At 52.1% G+C, this 16,265-nt stretch carries 12 protein-coding genes and 1 tRNA gene; 3 read left to right on the top strand and 10 right to left on the bottom strand.

Features of this window, described 5'->3' with window-relative positions:
* Window positions 1-274 precede the first annotated feature (274 nt).
* The gene (locus tag Mal48_RS01740; RefSeq protein ID WP_145195517.1) at window positions 275-1,957 is read right to left on the bottom strand and encodes an alpha-keto acid decarboxylase family protein; all 1,683 of its coding nucleotides are present in this window, start codon (window positions 1,955-1,957) and stop codon (window positions 275-277) included.
* A 524-nt stretch (window positions 1,958-2,481) separates the two neighbouring features.
* On the opposite strand from Mal48_RS01740, the gene Mal48_RS01735 reads away from it, so the two are divergent.
* The 3 genes from Mal48_RS01735 (at window position 2,482) to Mal48_RS01725 (ending at window position 5,152) form a co-directional block, all read left to right on the top strand.
* Window positions 2,482-3,786, top strand: a complete 1,305-nt coding sequence (locus tag Mal48_RS01735) for a coproporphyrinogen-III oxidase family protein (protein WP_145195514.1) — start codon at window positions 2,482-2,484, stop codon at window positions 3,784-3,786.
* A gap of 432 nt (window positions 3,787-4,218) precedes the next feature.
* Window positions 4,219-4,292 (top strand) — tRNA-Met (locus Mal48_RS01730).
* A 425-nt stretch (window positions 4,293-4,717) separates the two neighbouring features.
* Complete coding sequence (locus Mal48_RS01725; RefSeq protein ID WP_145195512.1) at window positions 4,718-5,152, top strand: hypothetical protein; 435 nt, start codon at window positions 4,718-4,720, stop codon at window positions 5,150-5,152.
* A gap of 62 nt (window positions 5,153-5,214) precedes the next feature.
* Here the strand turns inward: Mal48_RS01725 and Mal48_RS01720 are convergent, their stop codons facing one another.
* The 9 genes from Mal48_RS01720 to Mal48_RS01680 form a co-directional block, all read right to left on the bottom strand.
* On the bottom strand, window positions 5,215-6,318 hold the full coding sequence (locus Mal48_RS01720; protein WP_231739844.1) for a glycosyltransferase: 1,104 nt from the start codon (window positions 6,316-6,318) through the stop codon (window positions 5,215-5,217).
* A 14-nt stretch (window positions 6,319-6,332) separates the two neighbouring features.
* Window positions 6,333-6,845: a hypothetical protein gene (locus Mal48_RS01715; protein WP_145195508.1), complete on the bottom strand. Its 513-nt coding sequence runs from the start codon at window positions 6,843-6,845 to the stop codon at window positions 6,333-6,335.
* Window positions 6,846-7,347: 502 nt separating this feature from the next.
* Entirely contained in the window at window positions 7,348-8,451 is a 1,104-nt protein-coding gene (cmr6, locus tag Mal48_RS01710; protein WP_145195506.1) for a type III-B CRISPR module RAMP protein Cmr6, read from the bottom strand.
* Between the two features lies 1 nt (window position 8,452).
* Entirely contained in the window at window positions 8,453-8,857 is a 405-nt protein-coding gene (gene cmr5 / locus Mal48_RS01705) for a type III-B CRISPR module-associated protein Cmr5 (RefSeq protein ID WP_197441965.1), read from the bottom strand.
* Entirely contained in the window at window positions 8,854-9,687 is an 834-nt protein-coding gene (gene cmr4, locus Mal48_RS01700; protein WP_145195502.1) for a type III-B CRISPR module RAMP protein Cmr4, read from the bottom strand. The genes cmr5 and cmr4 overlap by 4 nt, the downstream gene beginning before the upstream one ends.
* Window positions 9,684-10,838 carry a type III-B CRISPR module-associated protein Cmr3 gene (gene cmr3, locus Mal48_RS01695; RefSeq protein ID WP_145195500.1) on the bottom strand — a complete coding sequence of 385 codons (1,155 nt, stop codon included), beginning with the start codon at window positions 10,836-10,838 and terminating at the stop codon, window positions 9,684-9,686. The genes cmr4 and cmr3 overlap by 4 nt, the downstream gene beginning before the upstream one ends.
* The gene (gene cas10, locus Mal48_RS01690) at window positions 10,835-12,778 is read right to left on the bottom strand and encodes a type III-B CRISPR-associated protein Cas10/Cmr2 (RefSeq protein WP_145195498.1); all 1,944 of its coding nucleotides are present in this window, start codon (window positions 12,776-12,778) and stop codon (window positions 10,835-10,837) included. Before cas10 ends, cmr3 begins: the two co-directional genes overlap by 4 nt.
* Window positions 12,771-14,021: a type III-B CRISPR module RAMP protein Cmr1 gene (cmr1, locus tag Mal48_RS01685; protein WP_145195496.1), complete on the bottom strand. Its 1,251-nt coding sequence runs from the start codon at window positions 14,019-14,021 to the stop codon at window positions 12,771-12,773. Before cmr1 ends, cas10 begins: the two co-directional genes overlap by 8 nt.
* Entirely contained in the window at window positions 14,008-15,792 is a 1,785-nt protein-coding gene (locus Mal48_RS01680; RefSeq protein ID WP_145195494.1) for a TM1812 family CRISPR-associated protein, read from the bottom strand. Before Mal48_RS01680 ends, cmr1 begins: the two co-directional genes overlap by 14 nt.
* Between the last annotated feature and the right edge of the window lie 473 nt (window positions 15,793-16,265).

Below are 16,265 nucleotides of genomic sequence, written 5' to 3'. Positions count from 1 at the left end.
TCTTTTCCGCTCACCTGAATAGGATAAGTGATTTTTGCACTCTTCGCACTAGAGCAAATCTAAAATCCGTCTTAACAGCACTGTCTCGTGGCATCAGCGTATGGGCTTGTGAAAACGTACTTCGCGGACAAGAAAAGCATTGGAAATGCTCTACGACACCTGAAACATCGGGAATTTTGGATGAATCTCTTGGCTCAAAAGTCAAAACCACGCACAACGGAAAACCTCCGGAATGATGCAAAAGTGTGAAATCGCAGGAGTCTCAAGTCCTCTTTCAAATCGTCTGGCTCATCTTCTCCGCCAATCGGGCCAGTGCCGGACTAATATCATCTGGCTCAAGGTGAACATTCAAAATGCTGAAAGCGTCCTGATGCGCCAGGGCAGCCTTCATTGACTGGTGCAATTCCCCGACAGTATGAACTTCAAACCCCCAGCCATCGCCAAAGATGTCTGGCATACGATGGTAATTCCAGTTCAGGATATCGTTAAACGGTCCATCCTGAAGGAAACGTTCAGTCGTGTAGCCTTTATTATTCAGCACCACGATAATCGGATTAAAGCTGTTCCGCACAATCGTTGAGAGTTCCATGCAGGTCATCTGGAAGGCTCCATCTCCAACCAGAACGAGCGGCCGCAACTCTCGATTTGCAACCTGCACACCGAGTGCAGCTGGTATCGCAAACCCCATCGAAGTGTAGTAGGCAGGGCTGATAAATTCTGTATGTTTGTGGATCGTCAGGTCGGACGCAGCGAATAGCGAGTCCCCCACATCTGCAACGACCACCATATTGTTGTCGAGAATATCGTCGAAGTGAGAGAACAGGCTCGCGTTCGTCACAGGAGCCGATGGATCGAATTCTGGCGTCTCCAGCTCTTCTCGCTGAGGAAGTTTCAGTTGGGCCTTTGACGATCGAAGCTGCTTCTTCTGGAGTTCGCCAATAAAATCATGGAGGAGGACGTCGTGGAAGTGATGATGCCCAATTCGGAGTTGCTCACTGGTCACATAAACACAATTCCGAGGATCAAGCTGAGCAGTGTAAATCCCGAGATTGATGTCCGACATGAACGTTCCCAGCAGGAGCACACAATCGCTCTGCTCAACGAATTCAGTCACCTCTTTCCGCCCCATGGCGCCTTCATAAACTCCCAGATACAACGGGTGCTTTTCGCTAATCACCGACTTCCCCAGTAACGTCGCACACATCGGAATCTGGTTCTTCTCTGCAAGCTCCAGAACTTCCTCCCGCAATCCGAAACGATGGATTTCGACACCTGCCACAATCACCGGGGACTTTGCATGTTGAATGCGATCAGCAGCCTCATCGAGAGCAGCTTGCAACGCTCCGTTATGGCTTTGATGAACGGAACACAACGCGGTATGAGGAGCATCGGGGACCGTATGAACTCGGTCGCGAGGGAGCTCAAGATAGACCGGGCGCTTGTATCGCACGGCTGCTTCGAGGCAGCGATCAATCTCCCGAAACGCGGTGAGTGGATCGTGCAAATCGCCGACCGCAATCGTGATCTTCTCAAAGACTTCTCGCTGAGTGCTGAACTCACGAACCTTGTGATGAAGCAGCGGATCATTAAGCCGCTCTTCGACCCCCGGAGCACCACTGATCACCACGACGGGAGATTTCTCTGCGAACGCACCAGCGATCGAATTACACGTACTTAAGCCCCCCACACAATACGTCACACAGACTGCCCCCAAACCATTCACCCGCGCGTAGCCATCGGCAGCATAGCCAGCACTATCTTCACGGGTACAACCGACCACATTAATCGGCGACTCTTCCAGTAACCCGTAAAACTGCAAAACAAAGTCGCCGGGAATCCCGAAGATGTCTCGCAACCCATAATCCTGGAGCCGCTGAATCAGATAGCTCCCAATACTATGTTGACTCTCTGTCGGCGACTGAGAGCGTTTCGGCTTGGTCGATGCTTGACTCGGCATGATGTCCCCCTTGAATGGTTATAAACAACTATACGGGAAATGAACCGTTTCGAGTCAAGGATCTCTGCGGATTTCCGCTCGCAAAAATGTAACGTCTTCCCCTGAAACTGTTTGCAGTGAGACAAAAACTGGACAGCTTGACGGCATAAGATAAACTCCCCCCCCTGAGGCCGACCGCTTCGAGACAACTTCATACTCACCTTAACGCTCTCTTTATGAGCAACTTCCAACCTGGGCGACAGAGAACTCGACTCGAACTTCAGCCATTGCTTGCCTATACTGAAAACTCCTCGCAATTTAATTATATTTAGAACCAGTCCTAAAGCCTCTGGAATCGTCTCGTTTCTCAACGTTTGAGAGAGAGCAATTTCAAGTTTCAGGATCAGTTTTAGAAACTCTACTCACCCTGCAGATATCAACGGTTTTCAGTCGTTGATGTCCACTGAAATGACGATCATTCCAATGTCGATCACTTCAACAGGTCCTGTAAGAGCGAATTTGTAGTCCCAGAGGTGGAACGAACAATGTCGAGCGAAACGACGACGGAAATTGGCAGCTATTTCATTTCCAACTATCCTCCATTCTCTCAGTGGAAGAAGGAACTTACCCCGAAGTTTCATGAAGCTCTCCAGGCAGAACCGGATCGCAGCATTCCGATGGGGATGTACTTGCACATTCCGTTTTGCCGAAAGCGATGCAAGTTCTGCTACTTCCGGGTCTACACACAGCAAAATGCAGAAACGATCAAGAACTACGTCGACACCCTCGACAAAGAAGTTCAGTTGCTGTGTGATCAAACAGCGATCAAAGACCGCGTCCTGAAGTTTGTTTACTTCGGCGGCGGCACACCCTCCTACCTCAGTTCGAAACAACTGTTAATGCTTCGAGAGCGACTCAGCCAGTCCGTTTCGTGGGACAGCGCGGAAGAAGTCACCTTCGAGTGTGAACCGGGAACATTAAGCCTGGAGAAGGTAAAGACACTCAAAGAAATCGGTGTCACGCGTGTCTCACTCGGCGTTGAAAACTTCAACGACGAACTACTTGAAGAGAATGGCCGGGCGCACCTCTCACCTGAAATCCTGCGAGCCTACGAGTGGATTCAGCAAGTCGGCTTCCCAGAGGTCAACATCGACCTCATCGCAGGCATGGTTGGCGAGACTGACGAGAACTGGCAAAATTGTGTCGAGAAGGCTCTCGAAATGGAGCCGGACAACTTAACCGTCTATCAGATGGAACTTCCCTGGAATACCGTTTACTCCAAAGAAATTCTGGAAGAGGGGGTGCAATCTCCTGTAGCAGACTGGCCTACGAAACGTCGCTGGGCCAGCGAAGCCATGGACCGCTTTCTCGCAGCAGGTTACCAGATCTCCAGTGGCAACGAACTCGTCAAAAATCTCGATACAGATCGCTTTGTTTATCGGGACAACCTGTTCCGTGGGGGCGACATCGTTGCTGTCGGGGTTTCCAGTTTTGGACACCTGCAAGGCGTCCATTACCAAAACAAGGATCAGCTCGAAGACTACATTCAAACCGTCCAGTCAGGAGAATTGCCAGTCAACCGCGCGATGGTCCCGACCGAACATCAGAAACTCATCCGCGAATGGGTTCTGCAAATGAAAGAAGGTTCTATTTCCGTGCAGCCGCTTCGCGATAAATTCGGAGTCGATCCTCTCGTCGAATTCGCTGAACCTCTCAGCAATCAACAACGAGCCGGCTACCTCGAAGTCGATGGCGACACTATCCGCCTTACCAGAAAAGGCCTGTTGCAGGCCGATAGCCTGCTCACAGAATACTTCGAAGAACAGTACCGAGAAGTCCGGTACACCTAAGACACTTGGAACAACATAGGGATTGGTTGAAACTTGTCAGCACCCAACAACAAAACCACCATCGTTGATGCGTCATTAAAAATCCTCCGTCAGGCAATCCGTCCAGTTGAGTCTCCGAAACTCACCAGATCATGTTTCGGGAGTCTGGCAATCCTTATCATGACCTGGATGAGCACTGAACCGATTCGCAGCGGTTTGTGTCTCATTGCGGTACGAAAAACCTGAAAAGTGGATCTTCGTCAACACTTTTCGATCAATTCATCGTCGATTGCTTTACAGGTTTGGGCGAATTGATAAAGTGTCGCACCTCTCCGAGTGTTAAACTTTGGAAAATGGTCGAGAAATCGGCAGTTCTGTCCAGAAATTCATGAACTGGCGTATTCAAGATTGCACCCGCAGACCTGAATAATTATTCTCGCCAACCACAAACTCGGCGGTGTAGCTCAGTTGGTTAGAGCAGCGGAATCATAATCCGCGTGTCGGGGGTTCGAGTCCCTCCACCGCTATTTTTGGGCTTTCTATTAACCGCATTAATACTGTGAATTCGCAGTTTTAATGCGGTTTTTCATTTTCATGCCCAGCTGCAGACCTGGTCTGCCACGACCAAGCTTGCTCTCAAGCAGTTCGAAGTGTTCATTTGTCACTCATTCGCGTTAAGCATTGCGAATCAGGGCGCTCTCGCTCCATTCCGGTAAATCGGGCCGTTGTCATCCTCTCTGAAGACTCTGCGATTTGGCGGAGCGAAACAGAGTCAAGAACAAGACGATTTGGTCGCTTCCCTTGAAGTGGAAAGAAAGAACACTCAGACTTTCACACAAGTACTGAAGTTGAAGGGGGCGAAACAATTTCAGATTGGGCATTCCCATTCGGGAAACCACCTCTTGATGACTTCGAACAGCAGTTCTGTCTGACTTCGAAATAGGGCTATGGCATGTTGGAAGAAAACGAAGACAAGGTCAGTCTTGGCTTATTAGTGATTGGGTCTGTGATTCTTTGCTGGGCTGGGGTCTCTTCTTCCGGGGTGGAAGATGGTCTCATCATCATTCTGGTTTACGGGCTGTATACTCTATTGAGCGTGGTTGCCGGCGTGGCTGCCGCTTTTATCACAGCAGCGATCATGAAGGTTTCATTCGGCGTCATTGGATCTGCCGTCTTGCGACTTGCTGCCACGATTGTTTTCTCTACGGCGATTGCAGAGACCATCCCATTCGGTGGCCTCCTCTCACTGATCACTTACTTTGGCTTGCTGATGTGGTTCTTCGAACTGGAACTCTTTGAAGTCATCATTTTTGCAGTCATCTTGTCGATCATGCGACTTGTCGTCAGTTTCGCCCTTGCTGTGATGCCTGTCTCCATGATGGCGTAGGGAGAAGCAAAGTCTCTTAGAAATTGTTTTCCCGATAGAACCTTTTCATCGCTGGTAGTCCCCTAAGAGCAAACTTCCGCAATGAGTGAGTGAAACCGGTCGATCATTTGTTTGATGGAGAATTCGGATTCCATTTTTTGTTGACCAGCTGCGCCAATTTTCTGGGCGGCTTCGGGATCTTCGAGAAGTTTCAGTGTGTATTGAGTGAACCCAGCTGGGTCGCCGAGGTTGGCAATCCAGCCTTCTTTTCCGTGTTCTACGAGTTCTCTGTTTGGCGAGATATCACTGACGACTACGGGTTTCCCACAAGCCATGGCCTCCATCAGGCTGTTGGACATCCCTTCGAATTCGCTGGCCAACCAGAAAACATCGATCAGATGCAGCAGCGAAGCAGCATCGTCGCGATGGCCCAAAAATCTGGAATGCGTAGCGGCATCAGCATCTTGGGCGAAGTATTCCAGTTCGGATCTTTGAGGCCCCTCTCCGATCAGCAGGAAGTATGCATCAGGCCTCGAATGCCGGAGCATTTGCATCGCCCAAAGCAGGTCTTTCAATCGTTTTTGAGGAGCAAGCCGACCGACGAAGGCGATCAATTTTGACTCCGCCGGAATTCCGATTTCCTCGCAGAGTTCGGCTTTGGTGAGTTCAGGTTGAGAAGGAGAAACCACACCATTCGGAATTACACGGATGCGATCTTTCGGGAAGCCACCCGCTGCATAAAAATCAGAAACGCTTTGGGAGTTCGCTATCATCAAATCGGTTCGAGAGCGCAATCGCCGATCGAGCCAGTGCTGCCAGCTGGACTTCCAGGAGTCAACGCAGCGTTCCGAAATCAGAATTTTGGGACGTCGCGATCCCATCCCAATCGTCGCTAAGCGTGAATAAGAATTGCCAGCAAACAAACAGGAGAGCAGCACATCCGGCTCTCTCTCAATAATGAACTTTCGAAGTTTTCTTAGAGCCGTCAGATCAAAACGGTTGCGTTTCCCGAGAATCGAATAGGGCACATCAGCAGCCGCAAGGTGTGCTTCCATCGGCCCACCGCGAGTCAGAGCGACAACTTCAACTTCAATGCCCTGCTTCGACAGTCCTTCAGCCAGCAGGCAGAACTGTTTTTCTGCTCCGGAGCGGTCAAGAGTTGGAATAATCAACAGAAGTCTTGGCAACGAACTCGCCTCTTTTATCTTGCCGGCTGAGGAGAGTAAGGCTGTGGCTGCACATACTGTTGTTGCTGCTGCTGTGGCTGTGGCTGCATGTATGGCTGTGATTGCGAGTACTGCTGCGGCTGCATGACTTGCTGTTGAGGCGCATATGTTTGCTGCGGCACATATCCCTGCTGAGGATAAGCAGGTTGCCCGTACGTTTGCTGAGGATAGGGAGCCATGGATTGCGGCGCTGCGTATGGATTTGCGTTCTGCGATCTGAGCATCGCTGTGTAAAAACGGTCCTTGGCTCGCTGAGGCTCGGAACGTTGTTCGTTGAATCCGAGAGGGCGAAATCCGGTATCGGGACCAAACACTTTGTCAGGATAAGGGTCGTGAATCTGTGCCTCACGACGCTCCATTTCAGCTGGACGATGCACAACAGTTGGGGTCCGCGTGTTAAACGGGGAGACGCATCCCAAGCTTCCCAATAGAATCGCCACACAGACAAAGTGGACGTATTTCCTCCAACGTATTGTTGTGTGAGTCATGTTTGAAACAAGGGAAGAAAGTGAAATGAGGAGTCAGGAAGGGGACATTGAAGAGTCTAATCAGAATTCGGCAAATTCTGCTAGAGCAATTTTTCAATGGGTGCGCAAACTCTGACTCATGAAAACGAGCTGTAAATTTCAAGAAAAACAGAGCTGCTGTTCCATCAGATTTCAAATAAAACTGACTCGCCCTCCTCTGAATTGAGCTGATAGCATGCTTTGGTGGAGACTGCGACGTTGGAGTCAATCCCTCGCAAGGCTACGACGGTGGTCTGACGATTGTTGTTGATACTGTGCAGAGACTCCGACAGCAGAACAAGGAGGTCTTTCTTCCACTGCCCCATTCCGCGATGCCATCTGCATCCAGGCGTTTCCCAGAGAGTGCACCGAGTTCTTTCAGGAGGGACACGTTCGTGTTTTAACCTCTTTGGTGGCGTTCCAACACGCATCAGCTACGACAACAGCAAAGTGGCTGTGCGGCGGTTGAATCTCTGCCAGTTGCCTACCGTCTCCGATTTGTATTGTTCTTCGATTTTGTTTTCTCCTTAGAGCGAGCGGCTCGTTGCTGCTCCGCGTCGGTCGGATAGCGAAATGCAATCTCGTTCGGCTTCGCTGAAGCAACAATCAGTGGAATAGTATCGCCAGCCTGCTTCTCGGATGGTACATCGTTGGTATTCTGAACGGGACCAGAAATGCCCGTGGATACATGGCTTGCCTTCCAGCCACCTTTTTTCGTTTTCTCTGTGAGCAACGTCGCCTCTACGGTGCCGTCAAAGGGTTTTGGCAAGTCAAAAGACTTTTGGAGTCGTTGTTGTGATGCTGTTGTTTGAGCATTCGCTTCTCCGAAACGACCATAGCCGGCTGAAGTCTTTGCTCCGGCGCCGAGCCATTGGAGGGCTTCTTTGAGCCAGTCCTCGACGATTGGCAGGTACTCTTTTGCCGCTGGAGTTCTAGGAGCGAAAGAAAACTGGAACGGTGTCCCGGCAGCGACGACGAGAAACGGAATCGGCACCGGACTGATCCAGTCGCCGGGAGCCCCATCACCCTGATAGTAACTGCTATAGTGAGGCGTCATCACATCGGCTTCTAACTGCACCGGCTGCGTTGGCAGGGCGTCGTAGATGATGACAGCCCCGACCGAATCCTGGTTTCCCAGGACTGCGTCAATCTGTGCCAACCGCTTTTTGCGATCCTCACCTTCAACATCAATTGCCCACCAGTGACGCGCCCAAGCTCGCAATAATCCCTTGACGCTTGATCCCGACAAATACGGAACGCCGAGTGTTGGATGCCAGGCAAACCCGTTTTCCACCGGATGCTCTTGTCCCAGGCCCGTCACAAATCGACTCTCGGAATGAAGCTGTATACAAACCCCGTTCAGGTTTTTCGTCACCAAATCTTTCTGGCGATCGACGTGCTGTAAAATCAACGATTGATCGCCGATCGGTCGGTCGCAGGCAACTTGCTTGATCCACTCAACCTTTTGCTTAGCTGGAAGTGTCCAGCCTGTTTGCCATTGGTCGCAGAATTTGTCGTACCAAAGTCCAGCGTGCGAACTTCCAAACTCGAATCTTGGTGATGAATCACAGTAGAGAGGACGAACCATGTCAATCCTCCTTTTTCGAGAGATATGCTTGTGCGAACTTTTTAAGCCAGTCCAGGTAGGCCAGCGATTCGGCTTGCGCACGGATATATTGGGACTGTCCGTGGCCGATCACTGCTTCAATCAGCTCTTTCGTATCGTCTGGATACACCTTAGCTTCCGTGAGTAGCCAATCGCTCAGATGTTCATACAGGCGACGATGAGCACTATTGCTTGCATCTTTGTTTTCGGCTTTGGCCAGCAGCATCGCGCATGCTTGACCAAGACCGTTCGTGACGATCGTTGCTGAAAAGCCTTTGACGAGGGTTTGATAATCCGATTGTAGTTTGTCAGGCACTTCACGAACCTTGCTCAGGGCGTGCTGCGCTCGGCGTTGATCGCGAGTGAGGAATGGGCTTTTGTTGGTCACTGTGTACCTCCTTCCTGCGGCGCACTGAGCGCAAACCATCCGTGGCCGATGGTCTCGTTTCCGCCGACCTGAATGTACGGGCGTTTTCCAAACAGTTCATTGACCTTGCCCAAGGCGCCAGCACTTCTTTCTGCAAGCAAACAATAGAACAGCGAATCCGGAGGTAGCGTTTCCTCGTACCATAGATTCTTGCTCGTTTTGTTCTTTTCATTGAGGATGTTGCGGGCGTTCACAGGCAAGCCGTACCGCGCAAACCAAGTAAAGCTGTCATCGGAGACGACGACCAGTTGTTTACTGAGTCGAGCAGACGCTTTGTCGTGGGCGAACAGGGGAATGAGGGTCTCTATCAGCCCGTCCGGTAAATCACCAGCGCGAGCAAACTGTCGCTCTTCCAGAAAGAGTTCCCCTACATCGGGACCAAGATACTGCGGAGGCTGCTCAGCAACATCTTCAAGGACAATCGACTGAAGTTGATCGTCGCTGTCCAGAGTCCGTTTTCGGTCTCGATCGTACCGATCGATGAGATGGGGGCACGTCAGCCACATGTAGCTGGATGTCAAACTCCGCACTGGCAACAGCAAGAGCCGCGCATCCGAAACTAGCAATCCACCTGCGTTGTCATGTTTTCCAAACACATCGTTACGTTGGGATTCGTCCCAGTCGTGATCCCGTGCCATACCCAACAACGCACCTTTCATTCCCGATCCGACGATGACCGGGTAATCGGTGGCGGCTTCTCGGGCAACTGGCAGATCGACGAATCCCGTGGATTGTCCTGCTCCGGGATGGATGGGGGACTCGGCTAACAAGCCATACAACATCGTCTTCATAAGGTGTCTCCCTTGCTTGTCGGCCAAGCTCCGATCACGATTTGCCCGAAACCGTGGTCAGGCTTATCGCCGATGGTTTGTCCGTGCATTTTCAAAAGTGAATCCAGTGCATCGGGGCGAGTCAGTTCACAGAACCAGGTTGATCCGGCTGGCAGATAGGCCAGCAGCGGTTCCGGTTCTCGGTGGACAGAGTTCCAACCACCAATCCGAATCGGCTTCCCGACACAAGCCGATACGATTTTCGCCCCTGATAGACTGTGGAGCGTTTCTCCCGGCTGTGGATGTGTTTGCTGCCCTGTTGCGGTGGAAGGCAACAACATCGGCGTCAAGAGACTGACCGTAAACCGTCCGGACTCTCGGATTTTGTCGGCGGGCACTTCTGGCAATGGCCGTTCGGACTGTTCAGTTTCGCAGTGGGCAAGCCGGGACTCCCCACCAAAAGTGTTCAGATCGGGGATCGTCCAGTCATCAGGGATTCCATCCACCCAGACGGCGAGCTGAACCTCTTTGTGCAGCCGGACAAAGGAAGGGCTGTACAGTTTTCCCTCCTCGGCGGAACGGGATGCGTGATCACGCGCCAGTCCCACTCGTGATTCGGTCTTCCAGAGTTGGTCAGAATGAAACAGAGAATCCTGCTCAGGAGATTCGCCACGCAAAATCCGGCTGTAACCATCGACGGTCACCCACATCTCAGCCGGTTCTTTGAGTTGTCCTTCCTTCGGATGATTCAGCGGAACGGGAAAACGCACATTCCCCAAATCACATTCCAGAGCCGTTTCTGACGGTGCGAGGAAGGTGGTTGGTGTCCATCGCACAGCATCAGATAGCTCTCTTAGACCTCCGAGAAGATGCAACGGAACCGGAAGAAGTGTTTGTTGTTTGCGCGTTAGAAATGGTCCAGTGAAACGGAGTGCCCCGATATCGTGGGCACCGTTCCCCAGAGTGGAATGGAGATCATTATTCCAGGCGCCTCGTCCATCCCAACCTTGTCCCCGAGCTAAAGCGGCACGTACGGTTCCAATCACTGTGGGTGCGTGAGGCGGAAACAGGCTCTGTACATCGGTCTGCCCTGATTCGCCCAGGTGATAGGGGCGACCATCCCGAAAGAACCAGGCATCCACCGGACTGAATGAAATCATTCGTGTGTTCATCGTGTCGTCTCCTCTCCTTCACTGGCGAGGAAGCGAACCACCAGTGGACCGTCCATTCCTAGCGACAACTCGTTGATATGAGTTTGCTTGTCTTTGTCGCGGTAAATACGTCGACAGACCGTTGTCAATAATCCCAGCAGATCATTTCCCGCTTCTGAGGGGGAATCCGTTTGCTCATTGATCTGGCCGTGGAGATTGCTGACACGCAGATATTCCGCTCTCAGGAGAACTTCCAGGTCGATCCCTTCCGGAAGATGGCCGAAACTACCCGGCTTACTCAACGGCTGGTCTGTCAACCGCGCAAATCGCTCTCGAATCTGATACAGAAACCCTGACGACAACTCGCTGGGGCGGTCTCCCGTTCCGCGCAGATGTTCGGCAAGCAAATCCAGAATCGTCTGATTGTCCTTGCGAATCTCTTTCCACGGAGCCGACCATTGCGCGGCGAGACCGGATGATTTCATCACAGCGATCGCGAGACTGTCTCGGCCCGTTTGATCCTTGGCAACGTCATCCAGCAAGTGATGAGCCGAACTCAAGACTTCGCGGAGTGGGGCACGAAATGGACAATAGACAACTGCAGCTGAAATCGTAGCTTCTTTGGCGACACCTGAATCACAAACATTATTAAACGATTGCTGGTACAAATCCGAAAGGGCGGTCGCACAGCGAAGTGCGTTGGGTACCGGAAGCATTGCCAGCACGTCATCACCACCGCAGTAGATGGTCACTCCGTCATGCTCACACACAGTTTTCGGAACCTGATCGGCAAACTGACCAAGCGCCCGCGTCACGGCCTGCTCACTTTCTGAGGACTTCTCTCTGGCCTCGGACAGCAGCCCACCCATCGAATCGCCGTCCATCAGCAATAATGCGTAGAAGGAACTCGGACGAGACTGAACCGTTCGGTACAACTCATTGAGTTTCGTCAACAACTCGCCACGAACTCTCGCCTCATCCGCTTCGGATAACCCCAGGGGCATGTCCTTGGCGTTGGCCAGCGCCGTTTCGTGAAAGAAGTTGCCGTCCAGTTGAAAGAAGTCGCCCACATTCGGAATCGAGCTGAGAGAACGAATCTCCGCGTTCTTTTCTCCAAGCGGTCTTTCGACCTGATCCCTGATCCTCGTCGCATAGTCCTTTGCGGCGTCAGGATTCGACGCTCCAACCTTCCCCAGCCAGGGGATGGCAGCGATATACGGCGTCGATGGCCAGTTAGCCGCTTGCAAGTCCGCACCAATCACAGTTTCGGCGACGAGCGGGAACATTCTCTTGATGAGTGCAATCGCACACAGGCGTTCGTCTTTTCCCAAGTGCCGGCCGCCCAGTTTCTCCCGCAACTGCTCCCAGAACTTGTCTTGATTTTTCCTTTCCTTTGACCGGATGAATCCAGAGAGTTCCTGAAAATCGCCCATCATCGTGCAGTGGTCGCCCGGCTCGGCAGTGACCGGAGTTGTCCGCCAGTTCTTGCGTTGGGCGAGCGGATCAAACAGGTTCGACGAATCCGCCGGCGAAATTACCCAACTGATTTCCCAGAAGTTTCCGATCTGCCGCTCCCAAGTCGCTTTTGTTTGTGCTGAAGCCTGTTCGCCGAAGCACTTCTTCCAGACCGAATCGGCGATTGCCTTCCAGGTTTCGTCAATCGCCTGTTTAGCAGCAGCAGCAGCAGCGGCTGCCTTGCCATCTTCAACATCTGCAACAAAACGGTTGGGCCAGCGTCCGTGTCGTGTTCTTGACTGTGATTCCTCCTTCGCTTCATTGTCATGCTGACCGCGATAGGGAAGCACGATCCGCCCATCGGCGTCTTCAATCGCTCGCATGGCCACGCCAGCCAGATGAGAAAGCAAATAGGAACTGGCCCACAAGTCCCGCGTCCGGCGAGACTGCGCCACAAATGTCTGAACCGGACCAATCGTCAACTGAAGTCGAGTTTGTTCAGCCATGCTTCACCTCCAAGGCCGTTCCGAAAGGCTCCTTGCGCTGTCCTTGACTGAGTAACCGATCGAAGAACTTCTCGATTGGTTCCCAAAGATGCGACTCTAACTCCACACTCTTGCCACCCACGTCAATACACGGTGACTCACCCGGCAGGAAACGTGAGGGAAACAGCGTGCAAACAGCGATCGGAAGCGATCTATCTTCACTCTGATGGATATGAACAATCAGTGGACTGGCTCGCCGATCTAGTCCTGCCCCTTGTGGACCAATCCGCTGATAAGACTGATTGCCATAGTTCTGGGGAAGCCCAAATACGATTCTCTCTGGATGTGTCGTTCTCGATGACGAGTGCGCCTTCATGAGATCGTGGTCCTTTTTGAAGTTTTCCTCTCTTGGCTGATTGCCAAGCACCTTTCCATTCCTTCCCCAACTCCGGTAACGGACCATTTCTCGTCCCACGCGATCCAGTAACGCCAACGGCGTTCGATCCCGGCCATCAGGAGGCAATGCGAGAATCCGCGAAGCCGGTGAAAACGCCGTCCACTCGGGAAGATTGTCGAACACAGAAGCGTCGGCATTGCCTGCTCGAATCTGCCTCGAACCAAGCAGTTCGCTGAGTCGCTCAACAAGCTCTTGCGGGTTCTCAGGAGGCATCCAATCCTCCGCTTCCTCTTCGTCACGTTTCTGCTTGATGCGAAGTGACGTCAGCGTCAAACTGCCATAGCCTTTACGAGACTTGCTGCCCACTCCCCCCAGCAATCCCAAAACCTTGAGTGCTCGCACAACTTGATTCCGCTGTTCTTCCGACACACCTGGTTTGAATAACAACTCGACCGTGAAGCTGAACGGAGCAAGCAGGCAGGAACGAGTGAGCTGGGCTGCTTTGGTCCCCTTCTTGTGGCTGGCAAAGGCTTCCATAACGCCATATCCGAGATACCGGGCACCTTCACCCACTTCGCGATTACCATCCATCAGTTGTTCTGGAGGACAGCAGACGGTCGGCTCGGCATTCGTGGAAATGATTCTCATCAAGACCTTCGATTGACCAACGTCTTCATCACTGCTGCCGAACAGAGCCGCTTCATCCATATGAAGTTTCTTGACTTCCTGGCAGCGATCCCAGGCTAAGGCCCGCCACCAAAATCGGAGTGCCCCCTTGAAACTGGGAAGCCGCAACTCAGCCTGTTGATCCGCTCCACCAATAAACATCGGCGTTGTGACACGATAGGTCGCACTAATCGTCTGCATCAGTAATCTCCAAAGGGGTATCCAGCCATCGAACCTCTCCTTTTTCAAATGGATGTGATCGCTGTTGATCCGGAGGTCTGCGGTCCACGAGGACAAAGCGACGGCAATCGCGATTCAAAGATCTCGCAGCATCTGCCAGGTTTTGGACCGCCATCCCCATCAGCGTCGTTCCGCCTGTCAGGTTCACAAGCACGCTATCTGATTCTAGCAGCCATCGTTTCGATTCTGCCTCGAATGACATCTTCTCTTCTTCGGGATAGCCACCATGTGGGTCGGCCATCTGAATCGGTTTGATTTTCCCAGAAAAGCCTGCTTCACCTGCTGCTGACTCAATCGTCAATCGCGATTGCTCAGAACAAATCACGATACAACGAGTGACACCAGGAGCGTTTTTCAAGGCTGAAAACAGGACGCCTGGCGTTGTCCCAAGAGCTGTAAGCAATAGGTTACCATGACTGCCACCCAATGCTGGTAGGTCGGGTGCTGAAGCGTCGAACGCCTTCAGACTGTTCCAGAATGCCAAGACTTTTTTCATGTTTGGTGGACGGGATACGACAACAGGCTTCTTCATTCCATGGTGGTGAAGTTCGTTCCGGAGTTCCGTAAGCCGATTCCAAAACTCTGCCCATGCTTTCTGGTTATCATCTAGCGTAATCCCACTGGCACGTCTGCCCTCTCTGTCTCGTTGTATTGCCGCAAGTGCCCCAAGGCTTCTTTCTGCACTGGAGCGGGCACCACCCCAAGAGTTGTCTAACCACGATTCGCTTGCGCCACTCCGGAAGATAAGATACGAGACGACCCATTCCCGCATTAGTCCAAGAGCCAATGGCAACTGGTCTCGGGAAAGATACAAGTCAATCAGCTTGGCCTCGTTTTTCAGCTCGTCTTGGTCAAGCAGAATAATGGACTTCCAATGAGTCTGTTTTCCTGTTAGTTCGGTCTGCAACGACGAGCGATCATTGCGGAAGGTTCGGCAAGTGTCATTCAACAACGCTGACAACTGAGCAGATAGAGGGATCGTTGAGGAGACGGACTCGGGGAAGCCGCCAGAAAGTTCTGAGGATACGGCTCTCGAAGCCTCTGCTAACTCCAACGGAATCGCAGATTCATAGGCGAAGGACAGTTCCTCAATAGATGCGACGATGGTATCCACAGCAGCTGACGTGGAGTTTTCTTCTTTAGTACGCTGGATTGTCTTTGCCAGGGATTTCACTGAACCGGTTTCGCGAAACACTCGCACGGCGTGAAACCATTCCGGAAGCTCCAGGAGCGGTTTCAGGTCGACAATCGGTTTCGGATCGTCTGGCCCTTCGAGCATTCCGTAGTAGGCTCCACGAAGTGTGATCCCGCGTAGTGACGTTAGATACAGAGCAAGAGCATAAAGAACGAACGGGAAATGCCGAAAACCTTGCGTCACATCCAATGTTAGATGAACGTCATCGCCGAACGCTTTGGCAGCCCGTTCGATGATCTGCCGAATCTCCTCAGCATTTCGGCCATCAGGGATTTCGACCAACTCGGCCTCGATTCCCACGAGTGATTGAACGGACTCAGAGAATGTCTTCCAGGTCGAGCTTTTCGCGCCAGAAGTGACCAGGGCAACCACTCGATTCGGTCGATCCAATTCCGGCAGACATTGCAGCAGTGCGAGGGGCGTCAGCTCTGCTTCCGCTGATACACCATTCAACGAATATCGCGTCATGCGCGACTGTGCCCCCAACGCAGTCAGGAGTATGTGTTGACCCGCTCGATCATCATGACGCTTCGTCATCACGCCTTCCCTTATAGATATCCGTCAAGCGCTTCGTCGCTGTATCCATTGGCTCAACCGGCCCCCCGGAGTTCGGTGAACCTCAGTTTTTTCCAGCGTCTTCCAAGTGCACATCGTACTCTCGACATGTAGATCGCTTACTGAGCTCGCCGTTCAGGACACGACGGCGGATCTCCGCCCGCTTTTTCACATCAGTGAATATCCGCCCATCCCTGTCTGAGGTTCAGACAATTGGCCCAAAGACTAATCGTCTGAACACCTGACAACAAGTGATCATCTGGGCGATACACTTTTATTCCGAAAAACATCACTCCGACAAGCGTTACATTTTCTGACCAATGTCTATACACGCCTAATGTCCCCAAACATCGCTTCCCTACGAACCACAGCACAATTTTACAGGATCGCCCCCAACACTCGCCAACTGGTTAACTTAGCCAAAAAAATTCGTCGAGTCTCACGCTTTCGACTAA

It is taken from the genome of Thalassoglobus polymorphus (assembly GCF_007744255.1).
Lineage (GTDB): Bacteria > Planctomycetota > Planctomycetia > Planctomycetales > Planctomycetaceae > Thalassoglobus > Thalassoglobus polymorphus.
The sequence above is the reverse complement of the archived record's forward strand: the minus strand, read 5'-3'. Positions and strand labels throughout refer to the sequence as shown.